This window comes from Rhizobacter sp. AJA081-3 (genome assembly GCF_017795745.1).
Lineage (GTDB): Bacteria > Pseudomonadota > Gammaproteobacteria > Burkholderiales > Burkholderiaceae_C > Piscinibacter.
The window spans coordinates 78,191-104,358 of record NZ_CP059067.1 but is presented as its reverse complement, the minus strand read 5'-3'; the positions used below and the strand labels follow the sequence as shown (position 1 = coordinate 104,358).

Genomic DNA, 26,168 nt, shown 5'->3' with positions numbered 1-26,168 from the left:
GCCGGCGGGCGCTTATTTGTATGATGAAATCACTGAAGTAGCGCAGTTTCGCCCACGCCCATGACCAGCATCGTCTTCCAGGACGTCCACAAGGCTTACGGCGACCTGCCCGCGGTGCTGCGCGGCGTGAACCTCGAGCTCAGTGACGGCGAGTTCGCCGTCTTCATCGGCCCCTCGGGTTGCGGCAAGAGCACGCTGCTGCGAATGATCGCCGGCCTGGAAGAGATCACCTCGGGCGAGTTGCGCATCGGCGGCCGCCGTGTCAACGAGGTGCCGCCGGCGGAGCGCGGCATCGCGATGGTCTTCCAGAGTTATGCGCTGTTCCCGCACATGAGCGTGTACGAGAACATGGCCTTCGGACTGGAGCTGGCCAAGCGCCCCAAGGCCGAGATCGACGCCAAGGTGCGTGCCGCAGCCAAGACTTTGCAGCTCGATCATCTTCTCGATCGCCAGCCCAAGGCGCTGTCCGGCGGGCAGCGGCAGCGCGTGGCCATCGGCCGGGCCATCGTGCGCGAGCCGAAGGTTTTTCTCTTCGACGAGCCGCTGTCCAACCTGGACACCGCGCTGCGCGCACAGACCCGCATCGAGATCGCGCGCCTGCATGCCCAGTACGCCCATGCCAGCATGGTCTACGTGACGCACGACCAGGTCGAGGCCATGACGCTGGCCAGCAAGATCGTGCTCTTGCACACCGGCAAGGATGTCGCCGAGAAGGGCTCGCTCGCGCAGGTCGGCACGCCGATGGAGCTGTTCCATCGCCCGCGCAACCTGTTCGTGGCCGGCTTCATCGGCTCGCCGCGCATGAACTTCCTGCCGGGCAAGCTGGTGTCAGCCGAACCTGCGCAGGCGGTCGTCCAGCTCGACGGTGGGCCGGTGATTCGCGCCAGTGTCGACGCCAGCCGCCTGGCCGCCGGCGCCGCCGTCACCGTCGGCATCCGGCCCGAGCATGCGGTCGTGGGCCAGGAGAACGGTCAGTCGCTCCAGGGCGGCGTGTCGCTCGTCGAACGGCTGGGAACCACGACCTACCTGTACCTTGACCGCGGCGGTGCGCAGGAGTTCGTGGCCCAGGCCAGCGCCGACAGCCACGCCAGGCCGGGCGACCGGCTCGCCCTGGGCCTGCCCGCGCAGGCCCTGCACGTCTTCGACGACCGCGGCGACGCGCTGCCGCGCTGCGTGGACCTGCCCGCCTGAGGCCTGCGATGAAGCTGGGCGTCTGCTACTACCCCGAGCACTGGCCGGAAGCCCTCTGGCCCGACGACGCGCGGCGCATGGCCGAGCTCGGCATCCGGCATGTGCGCATCGGCGAGTTCGCCTGGTCGCGCATCGAGCCGAGCCCGGGCGAGCTGCACTGGGACTGGCTGGACCGCGCGGTGGAAACGCTGGCGCGCGCCGGTCTCGAAGTCGTGATGGGCACGCCCACGGCCACGCCGCCGAAGTGGCTGGTGGATCGCCACCCGGGCATGCTCGCGGTCGACGCGCAAGGCCGCGAACGCCGCTTCGGCTCGCGCCGCCACTACGACTTCTCCAGCGACGCCTACCTCGAAGAGTCGCGGCGCATCGTCACGCTGCAGGCGCAACGGTACGGCCGCCACCCGGCAGTGACCGCCTGGCAGACCGACAACGAGTACGGCTGCCACGACACCGTGCTGAGCTGGTCGGCCCAGGCCGCGCAGCGCTTCCGGCTGTGGCTGCGCAAGCGCTACGGGAACATCGCGCGATTGAACGAGGCCTGGGGCAACGTGTTCTGGAGCCAGGAGTACCGCAGCTTCGATGAGATCGACGCGCCGATGCTCACGGTCACTGAGTCGAACCCGGCGCATCGTTTCGACTTCCGTCGCTTCGCCAGCGACGAAGTGGTGCGCTTCAACCGCATGCAGGTCGAGATCCTGCGCGAGCATGCGCCGGGCCGGCCGGTGTCGCACAACTTCATGCTCTTCTTCACCGAGTTCGACCACCACAAGGTCGCGGCCGACCTCGACTTCGTCGGATGGGACAGCTACCCACTGGGTGCGCTGGAAATGTTCTGGTTCAGCGACGAAGAGAAGCGTCGCTGGCTGCGCACCGGCCACCCGGACTTCGCCGCCTTCCATCACGACCTGTACCGCGGCATGAGCCGGCTGCCCTTCTGGGTGATGGAGCAGCAGCCCGGCCCGGTGAACTGGGCCCACTGGAACCCGTCGCCCAAGGACGGCATGGTGCGGCTGTGGACCTGGGAGGCCTTCGCGCACGGCGCGGGCGTGGTCAGCTACTTCCGCTGGCGGCAGGCGCCGTTCGCGCAGGAACAGATGCACGCCGGCCTGAACACGCCCGACAACCAGCTCGACGCCGGCGGCATCGAGGCCGCGCAGGTGGCTGACGAACTGGGCCGTGTGCCGGTCGTCAAGAGTGAGCGGGCCCCCGTGGCGCTGGTCTTCGACTACGAGGCGCGCTGGGCCATCGAGGCGCAGCCGCAGGGCGCCGACTTCAACGCGCTGCGCCTGGCCTTCGAGTGGTACAGCGCGCTGCGGGAGCTGGCGCTGGACGTCGACATCGTGTCGGCGCAGGCTCCGCTGGAGGGTTATGCGCTGGTCGTCGTACCGACTCTGCCTCACCTGCCCGACGGCTTCGTGGCGCGGCTGCGCGACAGCGGCGCGCAGGTGGTGCTCGGCCCGCGCTGCGGGTCCAAGGTCGAGACGCTGTCGATCGCCGATGGCCTGCCGCCAGGCGACCTGCGCACGCTGATGCCGATTCGCGTGCGCCGCGTCGAGTCGCTGCGCCCTGGCATCGCCGCCCCGGTGGTGCTCGGCGAACACCGCGGCGGGTGCATCCGCTGGCGCGAGCACGTCGAACTGGGCAATGACAGCGTCGGCGAGGCCCAGTTTGCCGACGAGTTCGGTGGCCCGGCCGTCGTTCGCTGCGGGAGCGTGCGCTACCTCGCCGGCTGGTTCGACGCGCCCACCCTCAGCGCAGTGATGCATCGCGCCGCCGTCGACGCCGGCCTCGAACCCTACGCGCTGCCCGCGGGCGTGCGCATTCGCCAGCGCGGCGAACTGATCTTCCTCTTCAACTACGGCGACGAGCCCGCGACGCTGCCCACCGAATCGGTGGACTGGCTGATCGGTAACGACACCGTGCCTGCACAGGGCGTGTGCGTTGCACGCCTGCGCGGCGACTGAGCGCAATTTCCCGTCAACCACAACCACGCTGCAGGAGACTCCCGATGAAGTACCCCACCCTCACCCTGCTGGCCGCGGCCGCGCTGCTGGCCACGGCCGGCGCCCAGGCCGGCACGATCACCTACAACGCCAGCATCCACGGCCCGAACCAGAAGGCCGCCTTCCAGGCGCTGATCGACGACTTCGAGAAGGCCCACCCGGACATCAAGGTCAAGGTCAGCTACATCGACGCCGAAGGCTACAAGGTGCAGTTGCCGAACTGGCTGTCCGCCGAGTCGCCCGACCTGATCAACTGGTACGCCGGCGAACGCATGCGCTACTACGTGCGCCGCGGCCTGCTGGAGGACATCTCGGACCTGTGGAAGAAGAACGGCTGGGAGAAGGAGTTCGCCAGCACGACCAAGTCGGCTTCGCTGGGCGGCAAGTTCTACGCGCTGCCCTACATGTACTACTCGTGGGGCGTGTTCTACCGCAAGGACCTGTTCGACAAGGCCGGCGTGAAGGCCGAGCCGAAGAACTGGGCCGAGTTCACCGACGCCTGCAAGAAGCTCAAGGCTGCAGGCATCGCGCCGGTGACCGCCGGTGGCAAGGACGGCTGGAACCTGGCCGGCTGGTTCGACTACATGAACCTGCGCACCAACGGCTACGAGTTCCACATCGACCTGACCGACGGCAAGGTGCCGTACACCGATGCCCGCGTGAAGAAGACCTTCGCGAACTGGAAGAGCGCGATGGACGTCGGCTGCTTCGTCGACAACATCACCAGCTACGACTACCAGACGGCTCAGCCGCTGCTGTACACCGGCAAGGCCGCCATGTTCCTGATGGGCACCTTCATGGCGCCGGGCTTCCCCGCCGACGTGAAGGACAAGATGGGCTACATGCAGTTCCCGGAGATCGACGCCAAGGTCAAGCGCGCCGAGGACGGCCCGACCGACACCTTCCACATCCCGGCCAAGGCGAAGAACAAGGCCGACGCGCGCAAGTTCCTCGAGTTCGCGGCCAAGCCCGAGAACGTCGCCAAGCTCGCCAAGGGCATGGGCTCGCTGCCGACCAACAGCAAGTCGTCGCCGCCCACCGACCCGCTCGAGAAGACCTCATTCGACATCCTGTCCGGCGCGGCCGGCGGCGTGGCGCAGTTCTACGACCGCGACGCGGTCAAGGAGATGGCCGACGAGGGCATGAAGGGCATGCAGGAGTTCCTCGCCAAGCCGGAGCGGCTGGATGCGATCCTGGCCAAGCTCGAGAAGGATCGCCAGCGCATCCACAAGGCGAAGTGAGCGGGCAGTGAAGGCACAGCCTCCCCGGTCGCCGATGGCAGCGCGCAAGCGGCGCGCTGCGTTTCTGTTCCTCGCGCCGGCGGTGCTGTTCTTCACCGTGTACGTGCTCTGGCCGATCGGCCAGAGCATCGTGCTGAGCTTCTACGAGTGGGACGGGCTCGCGCCCAAGGTGTTCGTCGGCCTGGCCAACTACCGGGAGCTGCTCGACGACGACACCTTCTACAAGGCGCTGAAGAACAACGTCATCTGGCTGGCGCTGTTCCTGCTGGCCCCGCCGATCGGGCTGGCGCTGGCGTTGTTCCTGAATCAGCAGATGCGCGGCATGCGTCTGGCGAAGTCGCTGTTCTTCATGCCCTTCGTGCTCTCGGGCGTCGTCATCGGCATGGTGTTCAACTGGTTCTACGAACCGACCGCCGGGCTGCTGGCCTTGATGGTCGGCCACGCCATGCCGGTGCTCGGCGACGAGGACACGGTGACCTTCGGCATCATCGCCGCGGCGCTGTGGCCGCAGACGGCCTACTGCATGATCCTGTACCTCACCGGGCTGACCGCGGTCAGCCCGGAGCTGATCGAGGCGGCGCGCATCGAGGGCGCGAAGGGCTTCACGCTGCTGCGCAGGGTGATCCTGCCGCAGCTGCGGCCGGCGACCTTCATCGCCATCGTCGTCACCGTCATCGGCGCATTGCGCAGCTTCGACCTGATCTCGGTGATGAGCGACGGCGGCCCGTACGGCAGCTCGACCGTGCTCGCCTTCTTCATGTACGAGCAGGCGATCAAGTACTACCGGCAGGGCTACGGCGCCGCCATCGCCGTGGTGCTGATGCTGATCATGCTGATCTACATCGCCTACTTCCTGACGCGCATGATCCGGCAGGAACGCGAGGGCGGAAGGTAGCGCCATGTTCCCCACCCCCATCGCCAAGTGGCGACCGCTGAACCGCAACCTGTACCGCATCGCGGTGCCGGTGGTGCTGATCCTGTGGCTGCTCCCGCTGATCGCGGTGCTGGTCACGTCGATGCGCTCGGCGGACGAGATCATGGCCGGCAACTACTGGGGCTGGCCGCGCGATTTCTCGATGTGGGCCAACTACAAGGAAGTGCTGACCGGCTCGCCGATGCTGAAGTACTTCTGGAACAGCTGCCGCATCACCATTCCCGCGGTGCTGCTGGCGCTGGTGCTGGCCAGCATGGCCGGCTTCGCGCTGGCCACCTACGACTTCAAGGGCAACACGCTGCTGTTCGCGATCTTCATCGCCGGCAACTTCATCCCCTTCCAGATCCTGATGATCCCGGTGCGATCGCTCACGCTGGACCTCGGGCTGCTCGACACGGTCACCGGCGTGGTCCTGTTCCACATGGCCTTCCAGACCGGCTTCTGCACGCTGTTCCTGCGCAACTTCATCAAGCAGCTGCCCTACGAGCTGATCGAGGCGGCGCGGGTCGAGGGCGCGAGCGAGTGGACGATCTTCCACAAGGTGGTGCTGCCGCTGATCCGCCCGGCGCTGGCGGCACTCGCCGTGCTCGTCTTCACCTTCGTGTGGAACGACTACTTCTGGGCCCTGACGCTGGCCCAGGGCGACGAGGCCCGGCCCATCACGGTGGGCGTGGCACAGTTGAAGGGCACCTGGGTGGCACGCTGGAACCTGGTCTCGGCCGGCGCCATCGTCGCGGCGCTGCCCGCGGTGCTGCTGTTCTTCGCGATGCAGAAGCATTTCATCGCCGGGCTGACGTTCGGCGCGACCAAGGGTTGAGGATTCCATGGCCACCGTTCCCCACATCGAATACGCCGGCGTGCGCTTCAACAGCCTGGCCGGCCAGGGCGTGATCGTCACCGGCGGCGCCGGCGGCATCGGCGCCGACATCGTGCGCGCCTTCGCGCAGCAGGGCTGCCAGGTCGGCTTCGTCGACCGCGACGAGGCCGCCGGCCGCGCGCTCGCTGCAAGCCTGCCGGACACCTTCTTCGAGGCCGTCGACGTGACCGACGTGCCGGCGCTGAAAGCGGCGATCGAACGCCTGGCCGTGCGCACCGGCGGCGTCGACGTGCTCGTCAACAACGTCGCCAACGACCAGCGCCACAGCATCGACGAGATCACACCGGAATACTTCGACGAGCGCATCGCCATCAACCTGCGGCCGCATTTCTTCGCGACGCAGGCGGTGCTGGCCTCGATGCGCGGCAAGGGCGGCGGCAGCATCGTCAACATCGGCTCGGGCAGCTGGAAGAACAAGACGCCGAACCTGAGCGTCTACGCGACTGCCAAGTCGGCGATGCAGGGCTTCACGCGCTGCCTGGCGCGCGACCTCGGCCGCGACGGCATCCGCGTGAACTGCGTGGTGCCGGGCTGGACCATGACCGAGCGGCAGGTCTCGCTGTGGGTCGACGCCGCCGGCGAGGCCGAGATGGACAAGCAGCACTGCATCCCCGGGCGCATCGTCGGCATGGATATCGCCCACATGGTGCTGTTCCTGGCTGCCGACACGGCGCGGATGGTGACGGCCCAGGAATTCATCGTCGACGCCGGCTGGGCCTGACTCCGCGCGAACGATCTTTGCGCGCAGGTCGAAACTGAATCGACCGCACCGCCGCAATCGGCATCCTCGCCTGGGCGCGCCGACGCGCCATGGTGCAGTGCGACAAAGTGTCGGAGGGTTTTACCCACTTGCTCGCAAATGGGCGGCATAGAGACATTAGGGGGTCCGCGTCAATCGCCCGGTACAGGGTGGCACGCGAGCAATCCACGTTGTCGTAACGCCCTACCGGAGACTCCCCGATGAGCAAGCCCTCGCCCGCCCCGCGCCGCCGCTTCCTGAAGACCGCCGCCACCAGCACCGTGGCCGCCGGCGCGATGGCCGCGCCGATGGTCTCGAATGCCCAGACCACCTCGCTGCGCTTCCAGAGCACCTGGCCCTCGAAGGACATCTTCCACGAGTACGCCACCGACTTCGCGAAGAAAGTCAACGACATGGCGGGTGGCCGCCTGAAGATCGAGGTGCTGCCGGCCGGTGCCGTGGTGCCCGCGTTCCAACTGCTCGAAGGCGTTTCCAAGGGCACGCTGGACGGCGGCCACGGCGTGGTGGCCTACCACTACGGCAAGAATTCGGCGCTGGCGCTGTGGGGCTCCGGCCCGGCCTTCGGCATGGACCCGAACATGGTGCTGGCCTGGCACAACTACGGCGGCGGCAAGGCGCTGCTCGACGAGATCTACAAGACGCTGAACCTCGACGTCGTGTCCTACCTGTACGGCCCGATGCCGACGCAGCCGTTCGGCTGGTTCAAGAAGCCGGTGGCCCGCGTCGAAGACATCAAGGGCATCAAGTTCCGCACCGTCGGCCTGGCGGTCGACATGTACACCGACATGGGCGCCGCGGTGAACCCGCTGCCCGGCGGCGAGATCGTGCCGGCCCTGGACCGCGGCCTGATCGACGGCGCCGAGTTCAATAACGCCAGCTCGGACCGCCTGCTCGGCTTCCCCGACGTCAGCAAGAACTGCATGCTGCAGAGCTTCCACCAGTCGGGCGAGCAGTTCGAGATCCTGTTCAACAAGGGCAAGTTCAACGCCCTGCCCGCCGAGCTCAAGTCGATCATCGACTACGCCGTGCAGGCCGCCAGCGCCGACATGAGCTGGAAGGCGATCCAGCGCAACTCGCAGGACTACATCGAGCTGAAGAAGGCCGGCGTCAACTTCTACAAGACGCCCGACGCCATCCTGCGCGCGCAGCTCGCGTCGTGGGACAAGATCATCGCCAAGAAGAGCGAAGAGAACGCGATGTTCAAGAAGATCCTGGAGAGCCAGAAGGCCTTCGCGCAGCGCGCCGGCGCCTGGCAGAACGACTACATGGTCGACTTCACGATGGCCTACAACCACTACTTCGGCAAGAAGTAAGCGCGACCCGGGCCGCACGGGCTGCCGGCCGGCACCATCGGCCGGCAGCCCTTTTACTTTGTGCTGCCCTCGCGAGGAAACTCAATGCAGAAACTGCTGTTGGCGGTCGACCGCCTCTCCACCTGGCTCGGCCAGCTGTTCGCCTGGTTCATCGTCGTGCTCACGTTCCTGATCACCTACGAGGTGTTCTCGCGCTACGTGCTGAACAACCCGCACGACTGGAACCTGAACGTGCAGATCATGCTGTACGGCACGCTGTTCATGATGGCCGGCGCCTACACGCTGAGCAAGAACGGCCATGTGCGCGGCGACGTGCTCTACGGCTTCTTCCGGCCGCGCACGCAAGCCACCATCGACCTGATCCTGTACGTGATCTTCTTCCTGCCGGGCATCGTCGCGCTCACCTACGCCGGCTGGGGCTACGCCAACGAGGCGCTGGCGATCCGGGAGCAGACCTTCTCGGCCACGGCGCTGCCGCTGTACCCCTTCAAGTTCGTCATCCCGGTCGCCGGCGGCATGCTGCTGCTGCAGGGCATCGTGGAGATCGTGCGCTGCATCACCTGCCTGCGTGACGGCGAATGGCCGTCGCGCGAACACGATGTCGAGGAAGTCGACGTCGACAAGCTCAAGGAGATGGTCCACGTGAAGGACGAAGACATCGCCGCGCTCGACAAGTACGTTGCTCCCGCGAACTACGTGCAGGGGGGCAAGTCGTGAAGATCCGCAGGGAACTCTGGTTCGGCTTCATCATCATGGGGCTGATCGTCGCCGGCACGCTGGTGATGCTGGTCTCGGCGCCGACCATCACCAACGGCCACCTCGGCCTGATGATGCTGGCGCTGGTCGTCGTGGCGATCATGCTGGGCTTTCCCACCGCGTTCACGCTGATGGGCATGGGCATGGTGTTCACCTGGCTCGCCTACGAGGAAGACACGACGAAGACACTGGACCTGATGGTGCAGTCGGCCTTCAAGGTGATGAGCAACGACGTGCTCATCTCGATCCCGCTGTTCGTGTTCATGGGCTACCTCGTCGAACGCGCCAACCTGATCGAGAAGCTGTTCAAGTCGCTGCACCTCGCGCTGGCCCGCGTGCCGGGCTCGCTGGCGGTGGCCACGCTGTTCACCTGCGCGGTGTTCGCCACGGCCACCGGCATCGTCGGCGCCGTGGTCACGCTGATGGGCCTGCTGGCTTTTCCGCAGATGCTCAAGGGCGGCTACGACGTACGCCTGTCGGCCGGCGCCATCACCGCGGGCGGATGCCTGGGCATCCTGATCCCGCCCTCGGTGCTGCTGATCGTCTACGGCGCCACGGCCGGCGTGTCGGTGGTGCAGCTGTATGCCGGCGCGTTCTTCCCCGGCATCATGCTGGCCGGCCTGTACATCGTCTACGTGATCATCCTGGCCAAGCTGAAGCCGGAGATGGCGCCGCCGCTCTCCGCAGAGGCGCGCTTCGTCCCGTTGCCGCCGATGACGCAACGCATCTCGGACGCCGTGTCCAACCGCGCGCTGCCGGCGCTGCTGACAGCCCTGAAGGGCTCGCGCAACGCCGGCGTGCCGGCCGACTACATCCTCAAGCAGCTCGGCATCACGCTGTTGCCGGCGATCGTGTTCGTGCTGGTGGCCGGGCTGTCGTACCGCTCCGCCACCGAACCGCTCGACCCGGTGGCGGCGATGCAGTCCGGCGGCCTGGCCGAGCCCGCAGGCAGCCTGCGCGAAGGGCGCGGCGCCAGTGGCGGCGTGCAGGAGCCTCCGGGCTCTTCGGGTGGCTTGCAGGAGCCGCCGAGCGCCGGCGGGCTGCAGGAACCTCCCGCCGCCAGCGGCGGCTTGAAGGAGCCGCCGGCAGCCGGTGGCGTTCAGGAGCCTGCGGGTGCCAGCGGCGGACTCAAGGAGCCACCCGGGTCTGGCGTGCAGGAGCCTCCCGGCGCCGCCGGCGGCGTGAAGGAGCCGCCGAGTGCCACGACAGGCAGCAACGCCAATGCCGCACCGCAAGCCGCACCCGAACGTCGCAGCGCGAGTCGTGGCTTCTGGATCGGGCTGGGCGTGGGCGCGATCGCGTTGTTCGGCCTCTACGCGATGCTGAGCTTCCAGCGCCTGGAGGTCTTCAAGATGCTGCTGGCGAGCTTCTTTCCGCTGGTGATCCTGATCCTCGCGGTGCTCGGCTCCATCGTCTTCGGCCTGGCCACGCCCACCGAGGCAGCGGCGGTGGGGGCCTTCGGCGGCTTCATCCTCGCGGCGGCCTACCGGCAGCTGAACCTGACCATGGTGAAGGAGTCGGTGTTCCTCACCGCCAAGACCAGCGCGATGGTCTGCTGGCTGTTCGTCGGCAGCGCGATCTTCTCTGCCGCCTTCGCGCTGCTGGGCGGTCAGGAACTGGTCGAGCGCTGGGTCATGTCGATGAACCTGTCGAAGACGCAGTTCCTGCTGCTCAGCCAGGCGATCATCTTCGTGCTCGGCTGGCCGCTGGAGTGGACGGAGATCATCGTCATCTTCATGCCGATCTTCATCCCGCTGCTCGACAACTTCGGTGTCGATCCGCTGTTCTTCGGCCTGCTCGTCGCGCTGAACCTGCAGACCGCGTTCCTCAGCCCGCCGGTGGCGATGGCCGCGTTCTACCTGAAGGGCGTGAGCCCGCCGCACGTGACGCTGAACCAGATCTTCGCGGGGATGCTGCCGTTCATGGGCATCCAGGTGCTGGCGATCTTCCTGCTGTACATGTTCCCGGCCATCGGCTTGTGGCTGCCGCAGGTGCTCTACAAGTGATGCCCTGAAGCTGCATCAAGTCGGGGGCGGCGTGAATCGCGCCAGAATGCGCGCATGAATGCCGCCCTCACCGACCGCGCGCGCTGGCGCGCGCTGGTCGCACAGCTCGAACTGGGCCTGCTCGAACGCGATACCGCGGTGCGGCTGGCGCTGCTCGCCGCGCTCGCCGGCGAACACGTGCTGCTGATCGGCCCGCCGGGCACGGCCAAGAGCGAACTGGCGCGGCGGCTGCACCGCGCCTTCGGTGGCGCACGCTACTTCGAGCGGCTGCTCACGCGCTTCTCGACTCCCGAGGAGCTGTTCGGCCCGCTGTCGCTGAAGGCGCTGGAGCACGACCGCTACGAGCGCCTGGTCGACGGCTACCTGCCCACGGCCAGCATCGCCTTCCTCGACGAGGTGTTCAAGGCCAATTCGGCGATCCTCAACGCGCTGCTCACGCTGCTCAACGAGCGCGAGTTCGACAACGGCAGCGCGCGCGTGCGCACGCCGCTGATCTGCGTGGTCGGGGCGACCAACGAGGTGCCGGCCGAAGAGGCGCTGATGGCCTTCCACGACCGCTTCCTGGTGCGGGTGCCGGTGGCCGGCGTCAGCGATGCGGCGTTTGCCGCTCTGCTGACGCTGCAGCCCGGCGCGCCGGCCGCCGCCGTGCCGGTGTCGAACGACGAGCTGCGCGACGCGCTGGTTCAACGCGAGCAGGTAGAACTGCCCGCCGGTGTGCTGGAGGCGCTGGGCGCGCTGCGTGGCTTCGCTGCGTCGCAGGGCATCACGGTGTCGGACCGCCGCTGGCGGCAGCTCGTCGCCCTGCTGCGCAGCGCTGCGCACACCGAAGGCCGCGCCGCCGTCGACACGCTCGACCTCTGGCTCGTGCCTTATGTGGTGGCTGCGCAGCCGGCGCAGGTGCCGGCGCTGCACGAGTGGTTCATCGCCGAGGTGGCGCAGGCCACGGTGCACGAGGCGCCTTGGCTCACCCGCGCCGTCGAGGCCTTCGAGAAGCAGCTGGAGATCGAGCTCTCCATGCCGGCCGACGGCGCCGACGACAGCGCCGGCAAGCTCGCGCTGGCGCGTGCCATCGGCGGCGCCGGCGAGACCGGCATGCTGCGCATGGTCACCACCTCGCTGGAAGACGCGATGCGCCGCCGCTGGAGCCCGGTGCACGTGGCCGCGCGGCTCGCCCAGGTCGATGAGGTCACGGCGCGTGCCGCCGAACCCTTGCCCGCGTTGCGCGCGGCCTTGGCCGAACTGGAGCGCGCTCTCGAGGGCCGCGTCTGGCTGCCCCCCTCGCTCGCGGCCACGCTGACCGGCAACCGCCGCCGCACGATCGCCATCCTCGACTCGCTGCTCGCCCGTCTGGCGCACGCGCGCGAAGGCTTCGCTGCGCTGCCGATCGACGAGGCCCTGCCGCAGCAGGCGCCGGAGCCCATCGCCATTGGCGCCTGAGTCCATGGGGCCGATCGACGCGCCCTACGACCGGCTCGCCGCCCTGCCGCGCGAGCTGTGGCTGCCGGGGCTGGTGACTGCCTGCGGCAACAGCGCCGCGCGGCTGGCCGACCTGCGCGGCTGGCTCGACGCGCTGGAGCGTGGACAGCTGCCTGACGAGAGGCTGGACTTCGGCGATGCGCAGGCGCTGATGCCGCTGCGCACGGCCATCGGTGAACTCGACCTGCCGCAACTCACCCACGGCGTCCCTGCGCTCGCCGAGCAGGTGCTTCGCACGATGCTGTGGCACCTGGATCGCATCATCGACCTGCAGCCGCGGCTGACGCGCACCCAGGCCATCGCGGCGAGCGCGCAGGGCTTTCGCGAGGAGTGGGCCGTCGAGAAGAGCGGCTGGGAAGAAGCGCTCGCGCTGATGCAGGGCCTGGGCGACCTCGCCCACCTGCGCTGGGACGAACTGCGCGGCCGGCTCACGGCGCGCGAATGGCGCGAGGCCCAGCGCATCAGCGCGCTGCTGGCGCACCTGCAGCCGCTGGCCGAGCTGATCCGCAGCCTGGGCCGCGCCCACCATCATCCCGATCGTCCGCCCGCCCTGGCAGCGCAGGCGGCGCTCGACACGCCGCTGCCGCTGCACGAGCGCGAGACGCGCCTGCCGGACGCCCCAGGCGAACTGATGGGCATCCGCCATTCCGACCGCATCGAGCGCATGCTGGGCAGCGAGGCCCTGCAGATCCGCCACCCGGTGCTGCACAAGCTGTGGCGTGCGCGGCTGGCCGAGAGCCGGCTGCTCACCTACCAGAGCGAAGCCGTGCTGATCGAACACGTGCCCGATCCCGAAGGGCGTGCGCGGCAGCGCAGCGTGTCGCAGCCGCAGCGGCTGGAACGCGGGCCGATCATCCTGGCCGTCGACACCTCGGGCTCGATGCAGGGTGCGCCGGAGAACATCGCCAAGGCGGTGGTGCTGGAGGCGCTGCGCACCGCACATCGCGAGAAGCGCGGCTGCCTGCTCATCGCCTTCGGCGGGCCGGACGAAGTGATCGAGCGCGAGCTGCGCCCGGCCGAGCGGCCGCAGGACGGCCTCGATGCGCTGCTCGAGCTGCTCGGCCAGAGCTTCGACGGCGGCACCGACGTGCAGGCGCCGATCGAACGCGCGGTGCAGCGTGTGCGCGAGGCGCGCTGGAGCGGTGCCGACCTGTTGATCGTCAGCGACGGCGAGTTCGGCTGCACGCCGGCGACGCAGGCGCACCTGGAGGCGGCGCGCAGCGAACTCGGCCTGCGCGTGCAGGGCATCCTCGTCGGCGACCGCGAGACGCTGGGCCTGCTGGAGACCTGCGACGCCATCCACTGGCTGCGCGACTGGCGGCGCTTTTCCGGCGACACGCCGCAGCGCGAGGGCTTCGTGCCGGTGCACACCGCGAGCCTGACGGCGCTGTACTTCCCCAACGCGCTGAACGCCCGGGCCTCGGCCACCGCGGCCCGGCGCGGCTCGTGAAGACGTCGCGCCGACGCGAAACATCCCGCCCAGCTGTGACAAGCTGAAGCGCCGAGCGCTCGAAGCGCCGTCGGGCGACACGTTTGGTCACTGCGTAGCACCTCCGCTCGGGCATCGTTCACCGCTCAAGCCGCGACATGACGGCAAAGGGAGTTCGATGCGCAAGGCAGTACATACGGCGAGCACCCTGCGCTCGCTCTTCGCGACGGTGGGCGCGACCGCACTGCTCGCCGCGTGCGGCGGCGGCGCGACCGACAGTGCATCTCCGCCCACGGGCGGCACGCCCGCACCAGCTCCTGCGCCCGCGCCCGCGCCCGCGCCAGCTCCTGCGCCCGCACCAGCTCCTGCGCCCGCACCAGCTCCTGCGCCCGCGCCAGCTCCTGCGCCCGCGCCAGCTCCTGCGCCCGCACCGGCCCCTGCGCCCGCACCGGCCCCTGCACCCGCACCGGCCCCCGCGCCGGCCCCTGCACCCGCACCGGCCCCCGCGCCGGCTCCTGCACCCGCGCCGGCTCCTGCGCCCGTCAGCGTTCGCGACGCGTTTCGCCTGGCCGACCAGGCCAGCTTCGGCGCCACCGAATCACTGATCGCCGACATCCGCACCCAGGGCCGCTCCGCCTGGATCGCCGCGCAGATGGGCGTCTCGGCCTCGCGCTACACCGCGGGCAGCGGCGACGCGATCCACAAGAACACCAGCAACACCTTCTTCTGCGACCTGCCCGCCTACGCCGGCGCGAACTGCTGGCGCGACTGGTTCTCCAGCCAGCCGCTGACCTGGGACTTCTACCGCAACGCGACGCAGAACGCCGACCAGCTGCGGCAGCGCGTGGCTTTCGCGCTGCAGCAGATCGTCGTCGTCAACAACCTCGACGTCGAGGGCACCTACGGCCTGCGCAACTACCACAACACGCTGCTCGACAACGCCTTCACCAACTACCGGCAGGTGCTGAAGAAGGTGACGCTGTCGCCGGTGATGGGCGACTTCCTCAACAACGCCAACAACGACAAGGCCGCCCCGAACGAAAACTATGCGCGCGAGCTGCTGCAGCTGTTCTCGATCGGCACCTGCGAGCTCAATGCCGACGGCTCGCTCAAGGGCGGTGCCTGCTCGCCGACCTACAACAACGAGACGGTGCGCAACTACGCTTATGCGATGACCGGCTGGACCTACCCGGCCGGCGGCACCACCGCCTACGGCTGCTGGCCCACCGGCGCGAACTGCCAGTACTACGGGGGCGACATGGTGCCGGTGACGCGCTACCACGACACCAGCGTGCGCCCGCTGCTCGGCGGCGTCAGCAAGCCGGCCAACAGCACGCCGGCGACGGCGCTCGAGCTGGTGCTCGACAGCGTGATGCAGCATCCGAACACCGCGCCCTTCATCGGAAAGCAGCTGATCCAGCACCTGGTCAGCAGCAACCCGAGCCCGGCCTACGTGCAGCGCGTGGCCGCGGCCTTCATCGCCGGCAGCTACGCCGCCGAGGGCCGGACCTTCGGTGCCGGCACGCGAGGCGACCTGGCCGCCACCGTGGCGGCCGTGCTGCTCGATGCCGAGGCGCGCGGCGACACGCCCGCGCGCCGCGCCGGCAAGCTGCGCGAGCCGACGCTGATGTTCACCGGCGTGCTGCGTGCGCTGAACGGCCGCAGCGACGGCGAGGCGCTGGCCTGGTGGTGGGGCGAGGTGCTGCGCCAGCATGTGTTCCGGCCGCCCTCGGTGTTCAACTTCTACCCGCCGGACTACCCGGTGCCGGGCAACGCCACGATGGTCGGCCCGCAGTTCGGCATCCACAACGCCAACTCGGCGCTGGAGCGGCTGAACTTCCTCACCTACCTGCTTTATTGGGGCGGCTCGACGGCGGAGGCCGGCGTGCCTGGCGCCTTCGGCACGGCGGTGAACACGGCGCCCTTCGAGGCCGATGCGGCCGATGCCGCCAGGCTCGTCGACCGCCTCTCGGTGCTGGCCACCGGCGCCGCGCTGCCGAGCGCGACGCGCACGCAGATCATCACCGCCGTCGAGGCCTTCAACGCCTCGACCAGCAGCACCTGGCAGAGCGAGCGCGTCAAGCAGGCCGCCTACCTGGTGTTCGCCACCCCCGCCTTCCAGGTGCAGCGATGAAAGCCCGCGCCATGACGATGAACCGCCGCCACTGGCTCAAGCTCGCCGGCCTGATGGGCGCCACCGCCGGCGCCGGCACGATCGGCAACCTGCTGCTGCCGGGCGCGCCGGCGCGCGCCGCCGACTACAAGGCGCTGGTGTGCATCTTCCTGTACGGCGGCAACGACGGCCTCAACACCATCGTGCCCACTGACGCCACGCGCTACGGCCAGTACAGCGCGGTGCGCAGGGCACTGGCGCTGCCGCAGGCCAGCCTGATCGGCCTGGGCAGCAGCGGCTACGGGCTGCACCCCTCGCTGGCGGCCCTGGCACCGGCCTGGGCCGAAGGCCGGCTCGCACCGGTGTTCAACGTCGGCCCGCTGTTCCAGCCGATGACCAAGGCGCAGTTCCGCGCCGCGCCGGAGAGTTCGGACCTGGTGCCCGACAACCTGTTCTCGCACAGCGACCAGCAGGTGCTGTGGGAGAGCGGCAGCACCGATGCGCTGACGCGCACCGGCTGGGGCGGGCGGGCCGCGCAGACGCTGGCCACCGCCAACCCGGTGATCTCGGTGGGCGGCAATGGGCGCTTCGGCCTGTCTGCGCTCTCCGCCCCGCTGGTGCTGCCCGAGCCGGGCGCTACCTTCGGCGCCTATGAACTCGGCACCGAGAGCTGGCGCACCGGCTACGCGCCCCTGGTGGCGCGCGCCACGGCGCTGCGCGGCATCTACAGCCAGGCGCAGGACAACGACCTCGCCGAGGTCTACGCGGGCATGCAGCGCGACGCCTTCGCGATGTCGGACCGGCTGGCCGCGCTGATCAAGGTGAAGCCGGGACAGGCCGGCTCGGTGGCGGCAATCGACAACGCCTTCGCGCCGCTGATCGCCAATGGCGACGTGGCCGACGGGCTGCCGCGACAGCTCTACCAGATCGCCAAGCTGATCGCCGGCAACGCCACGGTGCAGGGCAACCGGCAGATCTTCTTCGCGCAGCTCGGCGGCTTCGACACCCATGCCAACCAGATCGGCGGCACCGTGCTGGTGGGCAACCACGCGAACCTGCTCAAGGAGGTGGGCGATTCGCTCGCCTGCTTCCACAACGCGATGAAGGCGATGGCGCTGGCCGACGCGGTCACGGCATTCACGCAGAGCGACTTCGGCCGCACCTTCACGCCGAACAACAGCAGCGGAACCGACCACGCCTGGGGCAGCCAGCACCTGGTGATCGGCGGCGCCGTCAAGGGCGGGCTGACCTACGGCACCTATCCGACGCTGGCCCTGGGCGGCCCCGATGACGTGGGCGTGGACAGCTGGGAACTGCAGGGCCGCTGGATCCCGACCAGCTCGGTCGACCAGTACGCGGCCACGCTGCTCTCGTGGTTCGGCACCACCGACGCGCAGCTCGACACGGTGCTGCCCAACCTGCGCAACTTCGGCAGCGCGCGCACGCTCGGCTTCCTGTAGGAGCGGCGGGGGCCGCCGACGGACTGTCGCCGGCGTATGCGGGCTGTCCGCCCGGGGCGGCGGGCTGTCGCACGGCCCGCGCAGCGCCGGTGCGGCGACCGTACAGTTCGGGCGTCTTGCCGAAAGCCGCCCATGTCGATCCCGCCCGTGCCACCCGCCCCGCCCATCCCCCCGCTGCCGCCGCTGCCGCCGCGGCCGGTGCCGCCCGGGCGCTGGCAGGCCTTCAAGGCGACCGCGCTGAGCGCCTTCCATGCCTACGGCAACTGGCTGGTGGGCATCAGCTGGTGGCGCTTCGCGCTGCTGGCGGTGCTGCTGCTGATCATCACCGGCATCGCGCAGAACATCCCGCCGTTCAGCTGGCCGACGCCGCAGTGGTTCGCGACCGAGGCGCCGCAGGCCAAGGCGCCCGCGCCGCCGAAGTCACCCGTCGTTCGGCTGGAGGGGCCTCAGCCCGCGGACACGGCCGCCAGCGGCGCCAAGAGCGGCGTCGAGATCTCGATCAGCGGCAAGGGCATCATCGTGCGCCCGAACGCCGAAGTGCCCGCCGGCGCGGCCTCCGACCCGACCGTGCACTTCGGCAAGAACAGCATCGAGATCAAGGTGCCGCCAGGCGCCGACAGCGAGGAAGTGCGCCAGGCCATCGAGGACGCCCGCGCGGAGATCGCCGACGCCATCGAGGATGCCCGCGACGCCAAGTCGGACGCGAAGAAGGCTGCCGACGTCACCGTCAAGGTGGCGCCCAAGCGCAAGCCGCGCCGCGCCACCTTCGGCGACTCGCTGCCGGAGCTCGCGTTCCTGTGGATCGCCATGTCGATCATCCTGAAGATCACCTACAAGGGCCGCCTGCAGGCCGAGGTGAAGGCCGCGCAGGCCACCGAGACAGCCGAGGCCGAGTCGCTCAAGCGCCAGGTGGTGGAAGCGCGCATGGCGGCCATGCAGGCGCAGGTGGAGCCGCACTTCCTGTTCAATACGCTGGCCTCCATCGACCACCTGATCGAGACCGACCCGAAGCGCGCCTCGGTGATGCAGAAGAACCTGATCGCGCTGCTGCGCGCGAGCATGCCGACGATGCGCGAGACGGCGGCCAACGGCGTGCGCGACCTCGGCCGCGAGCTGGCGGTGATCGCGCCCTACCTGGAGATCCTCAAGGTGCGCATGGAAGACCGCCTGAGCACCCTGATCGACGTGCCCGAGGGCCTGCGCTCGGCGGAGTTCCCGCCGATGATGATCCAGAGCCTGGTGGAGAACGCCATCAAGCACGGCCTGGAGCCCAAGCCCGAGGGCGGCTCGCTGGCCGTGAAGGCGGAGATCGTGCACGGCAAGCTGGCGGTGACGGTGGCCGACTCCGGCCTGGGCTTCGGCAAGGCCGCCACCGCCGGCACCGGCATCGGGCTGAACAACATCCGCGAGCGCCTGCAGCTGCTGTATGGCAACCGAGCCTCGCTCAGCGTGGGCGAGAACCTGCCCAGCGGCACGCGGGTGACGATCACCGTGCCCTACGTGGCGCAGGCGCGCGACGGCGCTACGATGGCCGCATGAACACGCCCAGTGCCCTGCGCGCCGTCATCGCCGACGACGAACGGTTGATGCGCGAGCAGCTGCGCGCCCGCCTGGCCGAGGTGTGGCCCGCGCTGCAGATCGTCGGCGAGGCGAAGAACGGCGACGAGGCGCTGCAGCTGGTCGAGCAGCATCACCCCGACATCGCCTTCCTCGACATCCGCATGCCGGGTTTGACCGGCGTGGAGGCGGCGCGCGCAATCGCTCAGCTGCCCTGTGGCGATGAAGTGGAGGATGGCTGGGCCGGCTGCGAGATCGTCTTCATCACCGCCTACGACGAGTACGCGGTCGAGGCCTTCGAGCAGGGCGCGGCTGACTATGTGCTCAAGCCGGCCGAGCGCGAGCGGCTGGCCGTGACGGGCGAACGCATCCGCAAGCGCATCGCCCAACGCGGCAGCGCCGAAGGCCCGGCGCAGGCGGGCATGCAGCAGATGCTGCAGCGCCTGGCGCAGCACATGAACCCGGGCGGCGCGCCGAAGCTCAAGTGGATCCAGGCCACGGTCGGCCAGAGCATCCAGATGATCCCGGTGGACGACGTGCTGTTCTTCATCTCCGACGAGAAGTACACGCGCGTGCAGACGGCGACGATCGAGGCGCTGATCCGCAAGCCGATCAAGGAGCTGATCGAGGAGCTCGATGCCGAGCTGTTCTGGCAGATCCACCGCTCGACCCTGGTCAACGTGAAGGCCATCGCCGGGGTGAGCCGCGACCTGCGCGGCCGGCAGCTGGTCGCCGTGAAGGGTCACCCGGAGAAGCTGGAAGTCAGCCGCAGCTTCACCGGTCTCTTCAAGGGAATGTAGGCGTGGCGCGCTCGCGCAGCGAGCCGACGATGAAGAACTGCGCCGCCCAATAGGTCGAGAGCACGAGCAGCGGCGCGAGCGGCAGCGGCCCGGCGAACTTGTTCGTGGCCAGCAGCGCGTCCGAGGCGACGAACAGCGCGCCGCCGATCGCCGCGGACCGTGTCAGCGCTTCGTCGGCCGTGCCGCGTGCGGCGAGCCACACCGCCGCCGCCTGCGCCGCCATCGAGGCCAGGCACAGCACGTACAGCAGCACCGGCACGCGCAGGGCCGCCGGCACGCCCGGCCACAGGTGCATCAGCACGGCACCGGCCACCACGGCATAGACGGCGAAGGGAGTCCGCCGCGACAGGAACTTCGCGCGCGTGCAGAACGCGGCGATGTAGGCCAGGTGCGCGAGCAGGAAGGCGATCAGTCCCGGCAGGAAACCTTCCTTCGGCCACATCAGCGCCACGTCGCCGGCCAGCGAGAGCACCAGTCCGACCAGCACGAGGCGGCGCAGCCTCGGCGTGTCGGTGCCCCGCGGCCAGGCCAGCACCATGAGCAGCAGCGTGGCCAGCGGCTTGGCGACGAACACCCATCCTGCAGGCAGCAGGCCGAGCCCGGCGCCGATCGCCACGGCGGCCGCCAGCACGATGGCCACCGGCAGCATCCGCCTCATGGATTCACCTTCGCGTCGGCCACCACCGCCTGCGCGGCACGCGCCGCCGCCGCCTCGCGCAGCGCCTTCAGCTTCGCGCGCGGATCTTCCTTCACCTGCACCTCGTGCAGCTTCATCTCGCCGATGAAGCGGCTCGGCACGCCCTGCACGGTGTCGCGCCCGCGCTTGCGCCGGCGCAGCGTGCTCACCGCCAGCGTGGTGCGTGCGCGCGTGATGCCGACGTACATCAGCCGCCGCTCCTCCTCGAGGCGCTGCGGCGTCATCTCGTCGTCCTCGCTCCTGAACGGCAGCAAGCCCTCGTTGACCCCGGCGAGCACCACGTGCGGCCACTCCAGGCCCTTGGCAGCGTGCAGCGTCGACAGCGTCACCACGTCCTGCTCGTCGCCGCGTTCGGCCAGGCTGATGATCACCGAGATGGTCTGCGCCACCTCGAGCACGCTCTTCTTCTCGGTCTCGACCGCGAGACCACCATCGTTCTCGATCTCGCCGCCGCAACGGCGCGAAACCCAGTCGACGAAGTCCATCACGTTGGACCAGCGGGCCGCGGCGAGCTTCTCGCTCTCCTCGCCCTCGTAGAGGTGCTTCTCGTAGTCGATGTCCTTCAGCCAGCCCATCAGCAGCGCCTTCGCATCCTCGGCGCCGGTGGTGTGGCGGGCGCGGTACTCGAGGTCGTTCACATAGCGGCCGAACTCGTGCAGCGAGCCGACCGCGCGCGCAGGCAGCGCCGTGCCCAGGCTGTCGGCGAACAGCGCTTCGTACAGGCTGGTCTTCCACTTGCCCGCGAACTCGCCAAGGCTGGCCAGTGTCTGGTGGCCGATGCCGCGCTTGGGCGTGGCCACGGCGCGCAGGAAGGCCGGGTCGTCGTCGTTGTTGACGAGCAGGCGCAGCCAGGCGCACAGGTCCTTGATCTCGGCACGGTCGAAGAAGCTCTGGCCGCCCGACACCTTGTAGGGGATGCTCGCCTTGCGCAGCGCCTTCTCGAACACCTTGGCCTGGTGGTTGGCGCGGTAGAGGACTGCGAAGTCCTTGAACGCGACCTGCCCGCCCTGGCCACGCTGGCTCTGGATGAAGGCCACCGCGCGCTCGGCCTCGTGCTCCTCGCCATCGCACTCGATCACGCGCACCGGCTCGCCATCGCCAAAGGCGCTCCACAGCTTCTTCTCGAACAGCTTGGGGTTGTTTCCGATCACCGCGTTGGCCGCGCGCAGGATGTGGCCGGTGGAGCGGTAGTTCTGCTCCAGCGCGATGACCCTGAGCTGCGGGTACTCGACCGGCAGGCGCTTCAGGTTGTCGATGGTCGCGCCGCGCCAGCCGTAGATGCTCTGGTCGTCGTCTCCCACCGCGGTGAACATGGCGCGGTCACCGGCCAGCAGCTTGAGCATCTCGTACTGCGTCGCGTTGGTGTCCTGGTACTCATCGACGAGCAGATAGCGCAGCTGGTCCTGCCACTTGGCGCGCACCTCGGGTTCGCGGCGCAGCAACTGCATCGGCAGTCCGATCAGGTCGTCGAAGTCGACCGCCTGGAACGCGGCGAGCCGCTCCTCGTAGCGCTGCATGACACGCTGCGCGACGCGCTCGTCGTCGTTCGCCGGCTCGACCTGGCCGCTGCTCAGGCCCTGGTTCTTCCAGCCGCTGATGGCCCATTGCCAGCGGCGCGCCAGCGCGTTGTCGGTGCTGCTGCCGGCGTCCTTCAGGATGCCCAGCACGTCGTCGCTGTCGAGGATGCTGAACTGCTCCTTCAGACCGATGCGCTGGCCGTCGCCGCGCAGGATGCGCACGCCCAGCGAGTGGAAGGTGCTCACCACCAGCGGCTTGGCGGCTCGCGCGCCGATCAGCGCCTTGGCGCGTTCGCGCATCTCGGCGGCGGCCTTGTTGGTGAAGGTGATCGCGGCGATCTGCCCGGGCGCGTAGCCGGCCTGCAGCAGCCGTGCGATCTTGTGCGTGATGACGCGTGTCTTGCCCGATCCGGCGCCGGCCAGCACGAGGCAGGGCCCACCGAGGTGGTGCACCGCTTCGAGCTGGGCCGGGTTGAGCGAAGCGGCAGGTTCGGACACAGAGGGCGGCAGTCGATGCGGTCAGGGGCAGCCCATCATAGCGGCGCGCCGGTGCGCTCCGTGCCTCTCGGCACCCTGGGCAAATGTCACGGCAACGTGGGTTCCGGCACCACACGCAGGCCACTCGCGGTGACGTTTTCAGGCGAAGCGCCGATCGCGTGCGTGCCGCCTGTTCCGCGCCCGCGACGGCCGGCCCACACTGCCGTCCGTCGTCACCCCCACCCTGGCCGAAGCGCCGTCCCACGAAGGCAGCCCCGTCGAGCCCACCATGGTCCATCTCATGCAATCGCACTCCGACACCCGCTGGAAGCGGGCCCTCGACAGCGTCCTGAGGCTCGCCCGCCTCGAAAGGACCGAGCTTCCGGACGAGAACGGCGAGGTGGAGTTCCTCCGCCAGCTGTGCCGCTCGCTCGTGCAGGACCTGCCCGCGCCGCAGCGTGGGCCGCTGGAACTGCGCATCCTGCGCTCGCACGACCGCGGCGACCTGTGGAACCTGCGCTCGCACCTGTTCGGCGCCATCTCGCTCGCCCACGGCGAGCATGTCGCACGCGAAAGGCTGCAGCAACTGGACGCGCACTGGGACTGAGTCACCCGTGAGCCGCGGCGCGCCCGGCGCGCTGCGATACTGGCGGCCATGCAGGCGATCCTGGCCGTCACCTTCCCCTTCTTCGCGCTCGTGCTGCTCGGCTACCTCGCCGTTCAACGCAACTATCTTCCCGAGTCGGCCATCCCGGGGCTGAACGGTTTCGTGCTCTTCTTCGCGCTGCCGTGCATGCTGTTCCGCTTCGGTTCGAGCATGCCCTTCGCGCAGCTCATCGACCCGGTGCTGATCGCCATCTGGGGCGGCAGCGCGCTGCTGATGGTCGGCTTCACGATCGCGCTGACGCTGCGCCGCTCGCCCGAGGGGCCTGGCGTGTCGATGAAGGACGCCGCGTTCGGTGCGCTGGTTGCGGCCTTTCCGAACTCCGGCTTCATGGGCTTCCCGCTGCTGATCGGCCTGCTCGGCGAGAAGGTGGCCGGGCCCCTGATCGGCTGCATCCTGATCGACATCGTCGTCACCAGTTCGCTGTGCCTGGCGCTGGCGCAGCTGCGCCCGGCCAGCGAGACAGCCACGCAGCATGGCTTGTGGGCCCCGCTGGGCCGCGCAATGCGAGGCGCCTTCTCCAACCCGCTGCCCTGGGCCATCGCGCTCGGCGCCGCGGTGGCAGCGCTGTCGGTGCCGCTGCCCGGGCCGGTCAAGGAGATCGTGCGCATGCTCGGCGATGCCGCCACGCCGGTGGCGCTGTTCACCATCGGCGCCGTGCTGTGGCGCGCGCAGCAGCACGCGCACACCCGCACGCCGACGGCCGACTACCTGCCGGTGGCATTGGTCAAGCTGCTGGTGCATCCCCTGCTGGTGCTCAGCGGCGGCGTGGTGGCCAATGCGCTCGGGGCGACCATCTCGCAGTTCGCGCTGCTGGTACTGGTGCTCAACGCCGCGCTACCCAGTGCCAGCAACGTAGCCATCCTGGCCGAGCGCTACGGCGCCGACAATGGCCGGGTGACGCGCATCATCATGGTCAGCACGGCGCTGGCTTTCGTGAGCTTCTCGGTGATCGCCTGGGCTTTCGGCGTGCGCCGCGACTGACGCGCGCAAGAAAAAACCCGCCGGGCGTCGCCGCCGGGCGGGTGGTTCGCGAAGCCGAGGCGCTTACTTGCGGCGCAGCTTCTGAATCGCGGCGAGTTGCGCGGCCATGGTCGCGAACTCACTTTGCGCCGCGGCGAAGTCGATGTCGCTCTTGGCGTTCTTCATCGCTTCTTCGGCGAGCTTCTTCGCTTCCGTGGCCTTGGCCTCGTCGAGGTCATGGCCGCGGATCGCGGTGTCGGCCAGCACGGTGACGCAGTGCGGCTGCACCTCGAGGATGCCGCCGGCGACGAAGACGAACTCCTCTTCGCCGTTGTCGGCACGCTCGATGCGCACCGCACCCGGCTTGATGCGGGTGATCAGCGGCGTGTGGCGCGGCAGGATGCCGAGCTCGCCGGCTTCGCCCGGCAGCGCGACGAACTTCGCCTCGCCGGAGAAGATGCTCGCTTCTGCGGAGACGACGTCGACGTGGATGGTGGCGGCCATGGCGGCTCCTTAGTTGATCTTCTTGGCCTTCTCGAAGGCCTCGTCGATCGTGCCGACCATGTAGAAGGCCTGCTCGGGCAGCGCGTCGCACTCGCCGTTGGCGATCATCTTGAAGCCGCGGATGGTTTCCTTCAGCGGCACGTACTTGCCCGGGCTGCCGGTGAACACCTCGGCGACGTGGAACGGCTGCGACAGGAAACGCTGCATCTTGCGCGCGCGGGACACCGCCAGCTTGTCTTCCGGCGACAGCTCGTCCATGCCCAGGATGGCGATGATGTCGCGCAGTTCCTTGTAGCGCTGCAGCGTGGCCTGCACGGCGCGGGTGGTGTTGTAGTGGTCTTCGCCGACGACGTTCGGGTCGACCTGGCGCGAAGTGCTGTCCAGCGGGTCCACGGCCGGGTAGATGCCCAGCGAGGCGATGTCGCGCGACAGCACCACGGTGGCGTCCAGGTGGGCGAAGGTGGTGGCGGGCGACGGGTCGGTCAGGTCGTCCGCCGGCACGTACACGGCCTGGATCGAGGTGATCGAGCCGACCTTGGTCGAGGTGATGCGCTCCTGCAGCCGGCCCATTTCCTCGGCCAGCGTCGGCTGGTAGCCCACGGCGGAAGGCATGCGGCCCAGCAGAGCGGACACTTCCGTGCCGGCCAGCGTGTAGCGGTAGATGTTGTCGACGAAGAACAGCACGTCCTTGCCTTCGTCACGGAAGGACTCGGCGATCGTCAGGCCGGTCAGCGCGACGCGCAGGCGGTTGCCCGGCGGCTCGTTCATCTGGCCGTACACCATCGCCACCTTGGAGTCCTCGAGCTTCTCGAGGTTGACGACGCCCGAGTCGGCCATCTCGTGATAGAAGTCGTTGCCCTCGCGGGTACGCTCGCCCACGCCGGCGAACACCGACAAGCCGCTGTGCGCCTTGGCGATGTTGTTGATCAGCTCCATCATGTTCACGGTCTTGCCGACGCCGGCGCCGCCGAACAGGCCCACCTTGCCGCCCTTGGCGAACGGGCAGATCAGGTCGATCACCTTGATGCCGGTCTCGAGCAGTTCCTGCGACGGGCTCAGTTCGTCGTAGGACGGTGCCTTGCGGTGGATGGGCATCGACAGCTCGGCGCTCACCGGGCCGCGCTCGTCGATCGGGCTGCCGAGCACGTCCATGATGCGGCCGAGCGTCGCCTTGCCCACCGGCACGGTGATGGCGGCGTGCGTGTTGCTGACCATCAGGCCGCGGCGGATGCCGTCGGACGAGCCCAGCGCGATGGTGCGCACGATGCCGTCGCCGAGCTGCTGCTGGACTTCCAGCGTCAGCGCCGTGCCTTCGAGTTTCAGCGCGTCGTACACGCGCGGCATCTGGTCGCGCGGGAATTCCACGTCCACGACCGCGCCGATGCACTGGACGATCTTGCCCTGGGCTTGAGTGTTGGCCATTTGTCTTT

General features: G+C 69.0%; 21 protein-coding genes. 17 read left to right on the top strand and 4 right to left on the bottom strand.

The window, feature by feature from the left end; translation table 11 throughout:
• Positions 1-60: 60 nt before the first annotated feature.
• From HZ992_RS00480 to HZ992_RS00410, 15 genes are all read left to right on the top strand, one after another.
• On the top strand, positions 61-1,191 hold the full coding sequence (locus HZ992_RS00480; protein WP_209384732.1) for an ABC transporter ATP-binding protein: 1,131 nt from the start codon (positions 61-63) through the stop codon (positions 1,189-1,191).
• A gap of 8 nt (positions 1,192-1,199) precedes the next feature.
• Positions 1,200-3,155 carry a beta-galactosidase gene (locus tag HZ992_RS00475; protein ID WP_209384731.1) on the top strand — a complete coding sequence of 652 codons (1,956 nt, stop codon included), beginning with the start codon at positions 1,200-1,202 and terminating at the stop codon, positions 3,153-3,155.
• A 44-nt stretch (positions 3,156-3,199) separates the two neighbouring features.
• The gene (locus HZ992_RS00470) at positions 3,200-4,435 is read left to right on the top strand and encodes an ABC transporter substrate-binding protein (protein WP_209384730.1); all 1,236 of its coding nucleotides are present in this window, start codon (positions 3,200-3,202) and stop codon (positions 4,433-4,435) included.
• On the top strand, positions 4,380-5,330 hold the full coding sequence (locus HZ992_RS00465; RefSeq protein ID WP_209384729.1) for a carbohydrate ABC transporter permease: 951 nt from the start codon (positions 4,380-4,382) through the stop codon (positions 5,328-5,330). The genes HZ992_RS00470 and HZ992_RS00465 overlap by 56 nt, the downstream gene beginning before the upstream one ends.
• 4 nt (positions 5,331-5,334) lie before the next feature.
• Entirely contained in the window at positions 5,335-6,186 is an 852-nt protein-coding gene (locus HZ992_RS00460) for a carbohydrate ABC transporter permease (RefSeq protein ID WP_209384728.1), read from the top strand.
• A 7-nt stretch (positions 6,187-6,193) separates the two neighbouring features.
• The gene (locus tag HZ992_RS00455) at positions 6,194-6,967 is read left to right on the top strand and encodes an SDR family NAD(P)-dependent oxidoreductase (protein ID WP_209384727.1); all 774 of its coding nucleotides are present in this window, start codon (positions 6,194-6,196) and stop codon (positions 6,965-6,967) included.
• A gap of 239 nt (positions 6,968-7,206) precedes the next feature.
• Entirely contained in the window at positions 7,207-8,319 is a 1,113-nt protein-coding gene (locus HZ992_RS00450) for a TRAP transporter substrate-binding protein (RefSeq protein ID WP_209384726.1), read from the top strand.
• 84 nt (positions 8,320-8,403) lie between these two features.
• Entirely contained in the window at positions 8,404-9,036 is a 633-nt protein-coding gene (locus tag HZ992_RS00445; RefSeq protein ID WP_209384725.1) for a TRAP transporter small permease subunit, read from the top strand.
• Positions 9,033-11,081, top strand: coding sequence for a TRAP transporter large permease (locus HZ992_RS00440; RefSeq protein WP_209384724.1), 2,049 nt, complete (start codon positions 9,033-9,035; stop codon positions 11,079-11,081). The genes HZ992_RS00445 and HZ992_RS00440 overlap by 4 nt, the downstream gene beginning before the upstream one ends.
• A 54-nt stretch (positions 11,082-11,135) precedes the next feature.
• Positions 11,136-12,518 (top strand): AAA family ATPase, encoded by a 1,383-nt coding sequence (locus HZ992_RS00435; RefSeq protein ID WP_209384723.1) that lies wholly within the window; start codon positions 11,136-11,138, stop codon positions 12,516-12,518.
• A 4-nt stretch (positions 12,519-12,522) separates the two neighbouring features.
• Positions 12,523-14,007, top strand: a complete 1,485-nt coding sequence (locus tag HZ992_RS00430) for a VWA domain-containing protein (RefSeq protein WP_209384722.1) — start codon at positions 12,523-12,525, stop codon at positions 14,005-14,007.
• 157 nt (positions 14,008-14,164) lie between these two features.
• Positions 14,165-16,120, top strand: coding sequence for a DUF1800 domain-containing protein (locus HZ992_RS00425; protein ID WP_305848839.1), 1,956 nt, complete (start codon positions 14,165-14,167; stop codon positions 16,118-16,120).
• Entirely contained in the window at positions 16,117-17,559 is a 1,443-nt protein-coding gene (locus tag HZ992_RS00420) for a DUF1501 domain-containing protein (protein WP_209384721.1), read from the top strand. Before HZ992_RS00425 ends, HZ992_RS00420 begins: the two co-directional genes overlap by 4 nt.
• A gap of 132 nt (positions 17,560-17,691) precedes the next feature.
• Entirely contained in the window at positions 17,692-19,098 is a 1,407-nt protein-coding gene (locus HZ992_RS00415; protein ID WP_209384720.1) for a sensor histidine kinase, read from the top strand.
• On the top strand, positions 19,095-19,916 hold the full coding sequence (locus HZ992_RS00410; RefSeq protein ID WP_209384719.1) for a LytR/AlgR family response regulator transcription factor: 822 nt from the start codon (positions 19,095-19,097) through the stop codon (positions 19,914-19,916). The genes HZ992_RS00415 and HZ992_RS00410 overlap by 4 nt, the downstream gene beginning before the upstream one ends.
• Here HZ992_RS00410 and HZ992_RS00405 read toward each other — a convergent pair.
• Both HZ992_RS00405 and HZ992_RS00400 read right to left on the bottom strand, forming a co-directional pair.
• Entirely contained in the window at positions 19,903-20,574 is a 672-nt protein-coding gene (locus HZ992_RS00405; RefSeq protein WP_209384718.1) for a lysoplasmalogenase, read from the bottom strand. The genes HZ992_RS00410 and HZ992_RS00405 overlap by 14 nt on opposite strands.
• Positions 20,571-22,628, bottom strand: coding sequence for an ATP-dependent helicase (locus HZ992_RS00400; protein WP_209384717.1), 2,058 nt, complete (start codon positions 22,626-22,628; stop codon positions 20,571-20,573). Before HZ992_RS00400 ends, HZ992_RS00405 begins: the two co-directional genes overlap by 4 nt.
• 268 nt (positions 22,629-22,896) lie before the next feature.
• Here HZ992_RS00400 and HZ992_RS00395 point away from each other — a divergent pair, with 268 nt between their 5' ends.
• On the top strand, positions 22,897-23,214 hold the full coding sequence (locus tag HZ992_RS00395) for a hypothetical protein (RefSeq protein ID WP_209384716.1): 318 nt from the start codon (positions 22,897-22,899) through the stop codon (positions 23,212-23,214).
• A gap of 48 nt (positions 23,215-23,262) precedes the next feature.
• On the top strand, positions 23,263-24,255 hold the full coding sequence (locus tag HZ992_RS00390; RefSeq protein ID WP_209384715.1) for an AEC family transporter: 993 nt from the start codon (positions 23,263-23,265) through the stop codon (positions 24,253-24,255).
• Positions 24,256-24,318: 63 nt separating this feature from the next.
• Here HZ992_RS00390 and HZ992_RS00385 read toward each other — a convergent pair whose 3' ends face one another.
• Together HZ992_RS00385 and atpD are read right to left on the bottom strand one after the other, a co-directional pair.
• Entirely contained in the window at positions 24,319-24,738 is a 420-nt protein-coding gene (locus HZ992_RS00385; RefSeq protein ID WP_209384714.1) for a F0F1 ATP synthase subunit epsilon, read from the bottom strand.
• Positions 24,739-24,747: 9 nt separating this feature from the next.
• On the bottom strand, positions 24,748-26,160 hold the full coding sequence (gene atpD, locus HZ992_RS00380; RefSeq protein ID WP_209384713.1) for a F0F1 ATP synthase subunit beta: 1,413 nt from the start codon (positions 26,158-26,160) through the stop codon (positions 24,748-24,750).
• Positions 26,161-26,168: the final 8 nt, after the last annotated feature.

What these genes read in the sequence shown, in the direction of transcription:
- HZ992_RS00465 (WP_209384729.1), top strand. Translation starts at nt 4,380, where the DNA reads ATGCGATCCTGGCCAAGCTCGAGAAGGATCGCCAGCGCATCCACAAGG.
- HZ992_RS00455 (WP_209384727.1), top strand. Translation starts at nt 6,194, where the DNA reads ATGGCCACCGTTCCCCACATCGAATACGCCGGCGTGCGCTTCAACAGC.
- HZ992_RS00410 (WP_209384719.1), top strand. Translation starts at nt 19,095, where the DNA reads ATGAACACGCCCAGTGCCCTGCGCGCCGTCATCGCCGACGACGAACGG.
- HZ992_RS00425 (WP_305848839.1), top strand. Translation starts at nt 14,165, where the DNA reads ATGCGCAAGGCAGTACATACGGCGAGCACCCTGCGCTCGCTCTTCGCG.
- HZ992_RS00470 (WP_209384730.1), top strand. Translation starts at nt 3,200, where the DNA reads ATGAAGTACCCCACCCTCACCCTGCTGGCCGCGGCCGCGCTGCTGGCC.
- HZ992_RS00475 (WP_209384731.1), top strand. Translation starts at nt 1,200, where the DNA reads ATGAAGCTGGGCGTCTGCTACTACCCCGAGCACTGGCCGGAAGCCCTC.
- HZ992_RS00385 (WP_209384714.1), bottom strand. Translation starts at nt 24,738, where the DNA reads ATGGCCGCCACCATCCACGTCGACGTCGTCTCCGCAGAAGCGAGCATC.
- HZ992_RS00390 (WP_209384715.1), top strand. Translation starts at nt 23,263, where the DNA reads ATGCAGGCGATCCTGGCCGTCACCTTCCCCTTCTTCGCGCTCGTGCTG.
- HZ992_RS00420 (WP_209384721.1), top strand. Translation starts at nt 16,117, where the DNA reads ATGAAAGCCCGCGCCATGACGATGAACCGCCGCCACTGGCTCAAGCTC.
- HZ992_RS00395 (WP_209384716.1), top strand. Translation starts at nt 22,897, where the DNA reads ATGGTCCATCTCATGCAATCGCACTCCGACACCCGCTGGAAGCGGGCC.
- HZ992_RS00415 (WP_209384720.1), top strand. Translation starts at nt 17,692, where the DNA reads ATGTCGATCCCGCCCGTGCCACCCGCCCCGCCCATCCCCCCGCTGCCG.
- HZ992_RS00430 (WP_209384722.1), top strand. Translation starts at nt 12,523, where the DNA reads ATGGGGCCGATCGACGCGCCCTACGACCGGCTCGCCGCCCTGCCGCGC.
- HZ992_RS00460 (WP_209384728.1), top strand. Translation starts at nt 5,335, where the DNA reads ATGTTCCCCACCCCCATCGCCAAGTGGCGACCGCTGAACCGCAACCTG.
- HZ992_RS00435 (WP_209384723.1), top strand. Translation starts at nt 11,136, where the DNA reads ATGAATGCCGCCCTCACCGACCGCGCGCGCTGGCGCGCGCTGGTCGCA.
- HZ992_RS00450 (WP_209384726.1), top strand. Translation starts at nt 7,207, where the DNA reads ATGAGCAAGCCCTCGCCCGCCCCGCGCCGCCGCTTCCTGAAGACCGCC.
- HZ992_RS00480 (WP_209384732.1), top strand. Translation starts at nt 61, where the DNA reads ATGACCAGCATCGTCTTCCAGGACGTCCACAAGGCTTACGGCGACCTG.
- HZ992_RS00445 (WP_209384725.1), top strand. Translation starts at nt 8,404, where the DNA reads ATGCAGAAACTGCTGTTGGCGGTCGACCGCCTCTCCACCTGGCTCGGC.
- atpD (WP_209384713.1), bottom strand. Translation starts at nt 26,160, where the DNA reads ATGGCCAACACTCAAGCCCAGGGCAAGATCGTCCAGTGCATCGGCGCG.
- HZ992_RS00405 (WP_209384718.1), bottom strand. Translation starts at nt 20,574, where the DNA reads ATGAGGCGGATGCTGCCGGTGGCCATCGTGCTGGCGGCCGCCGTGGCG.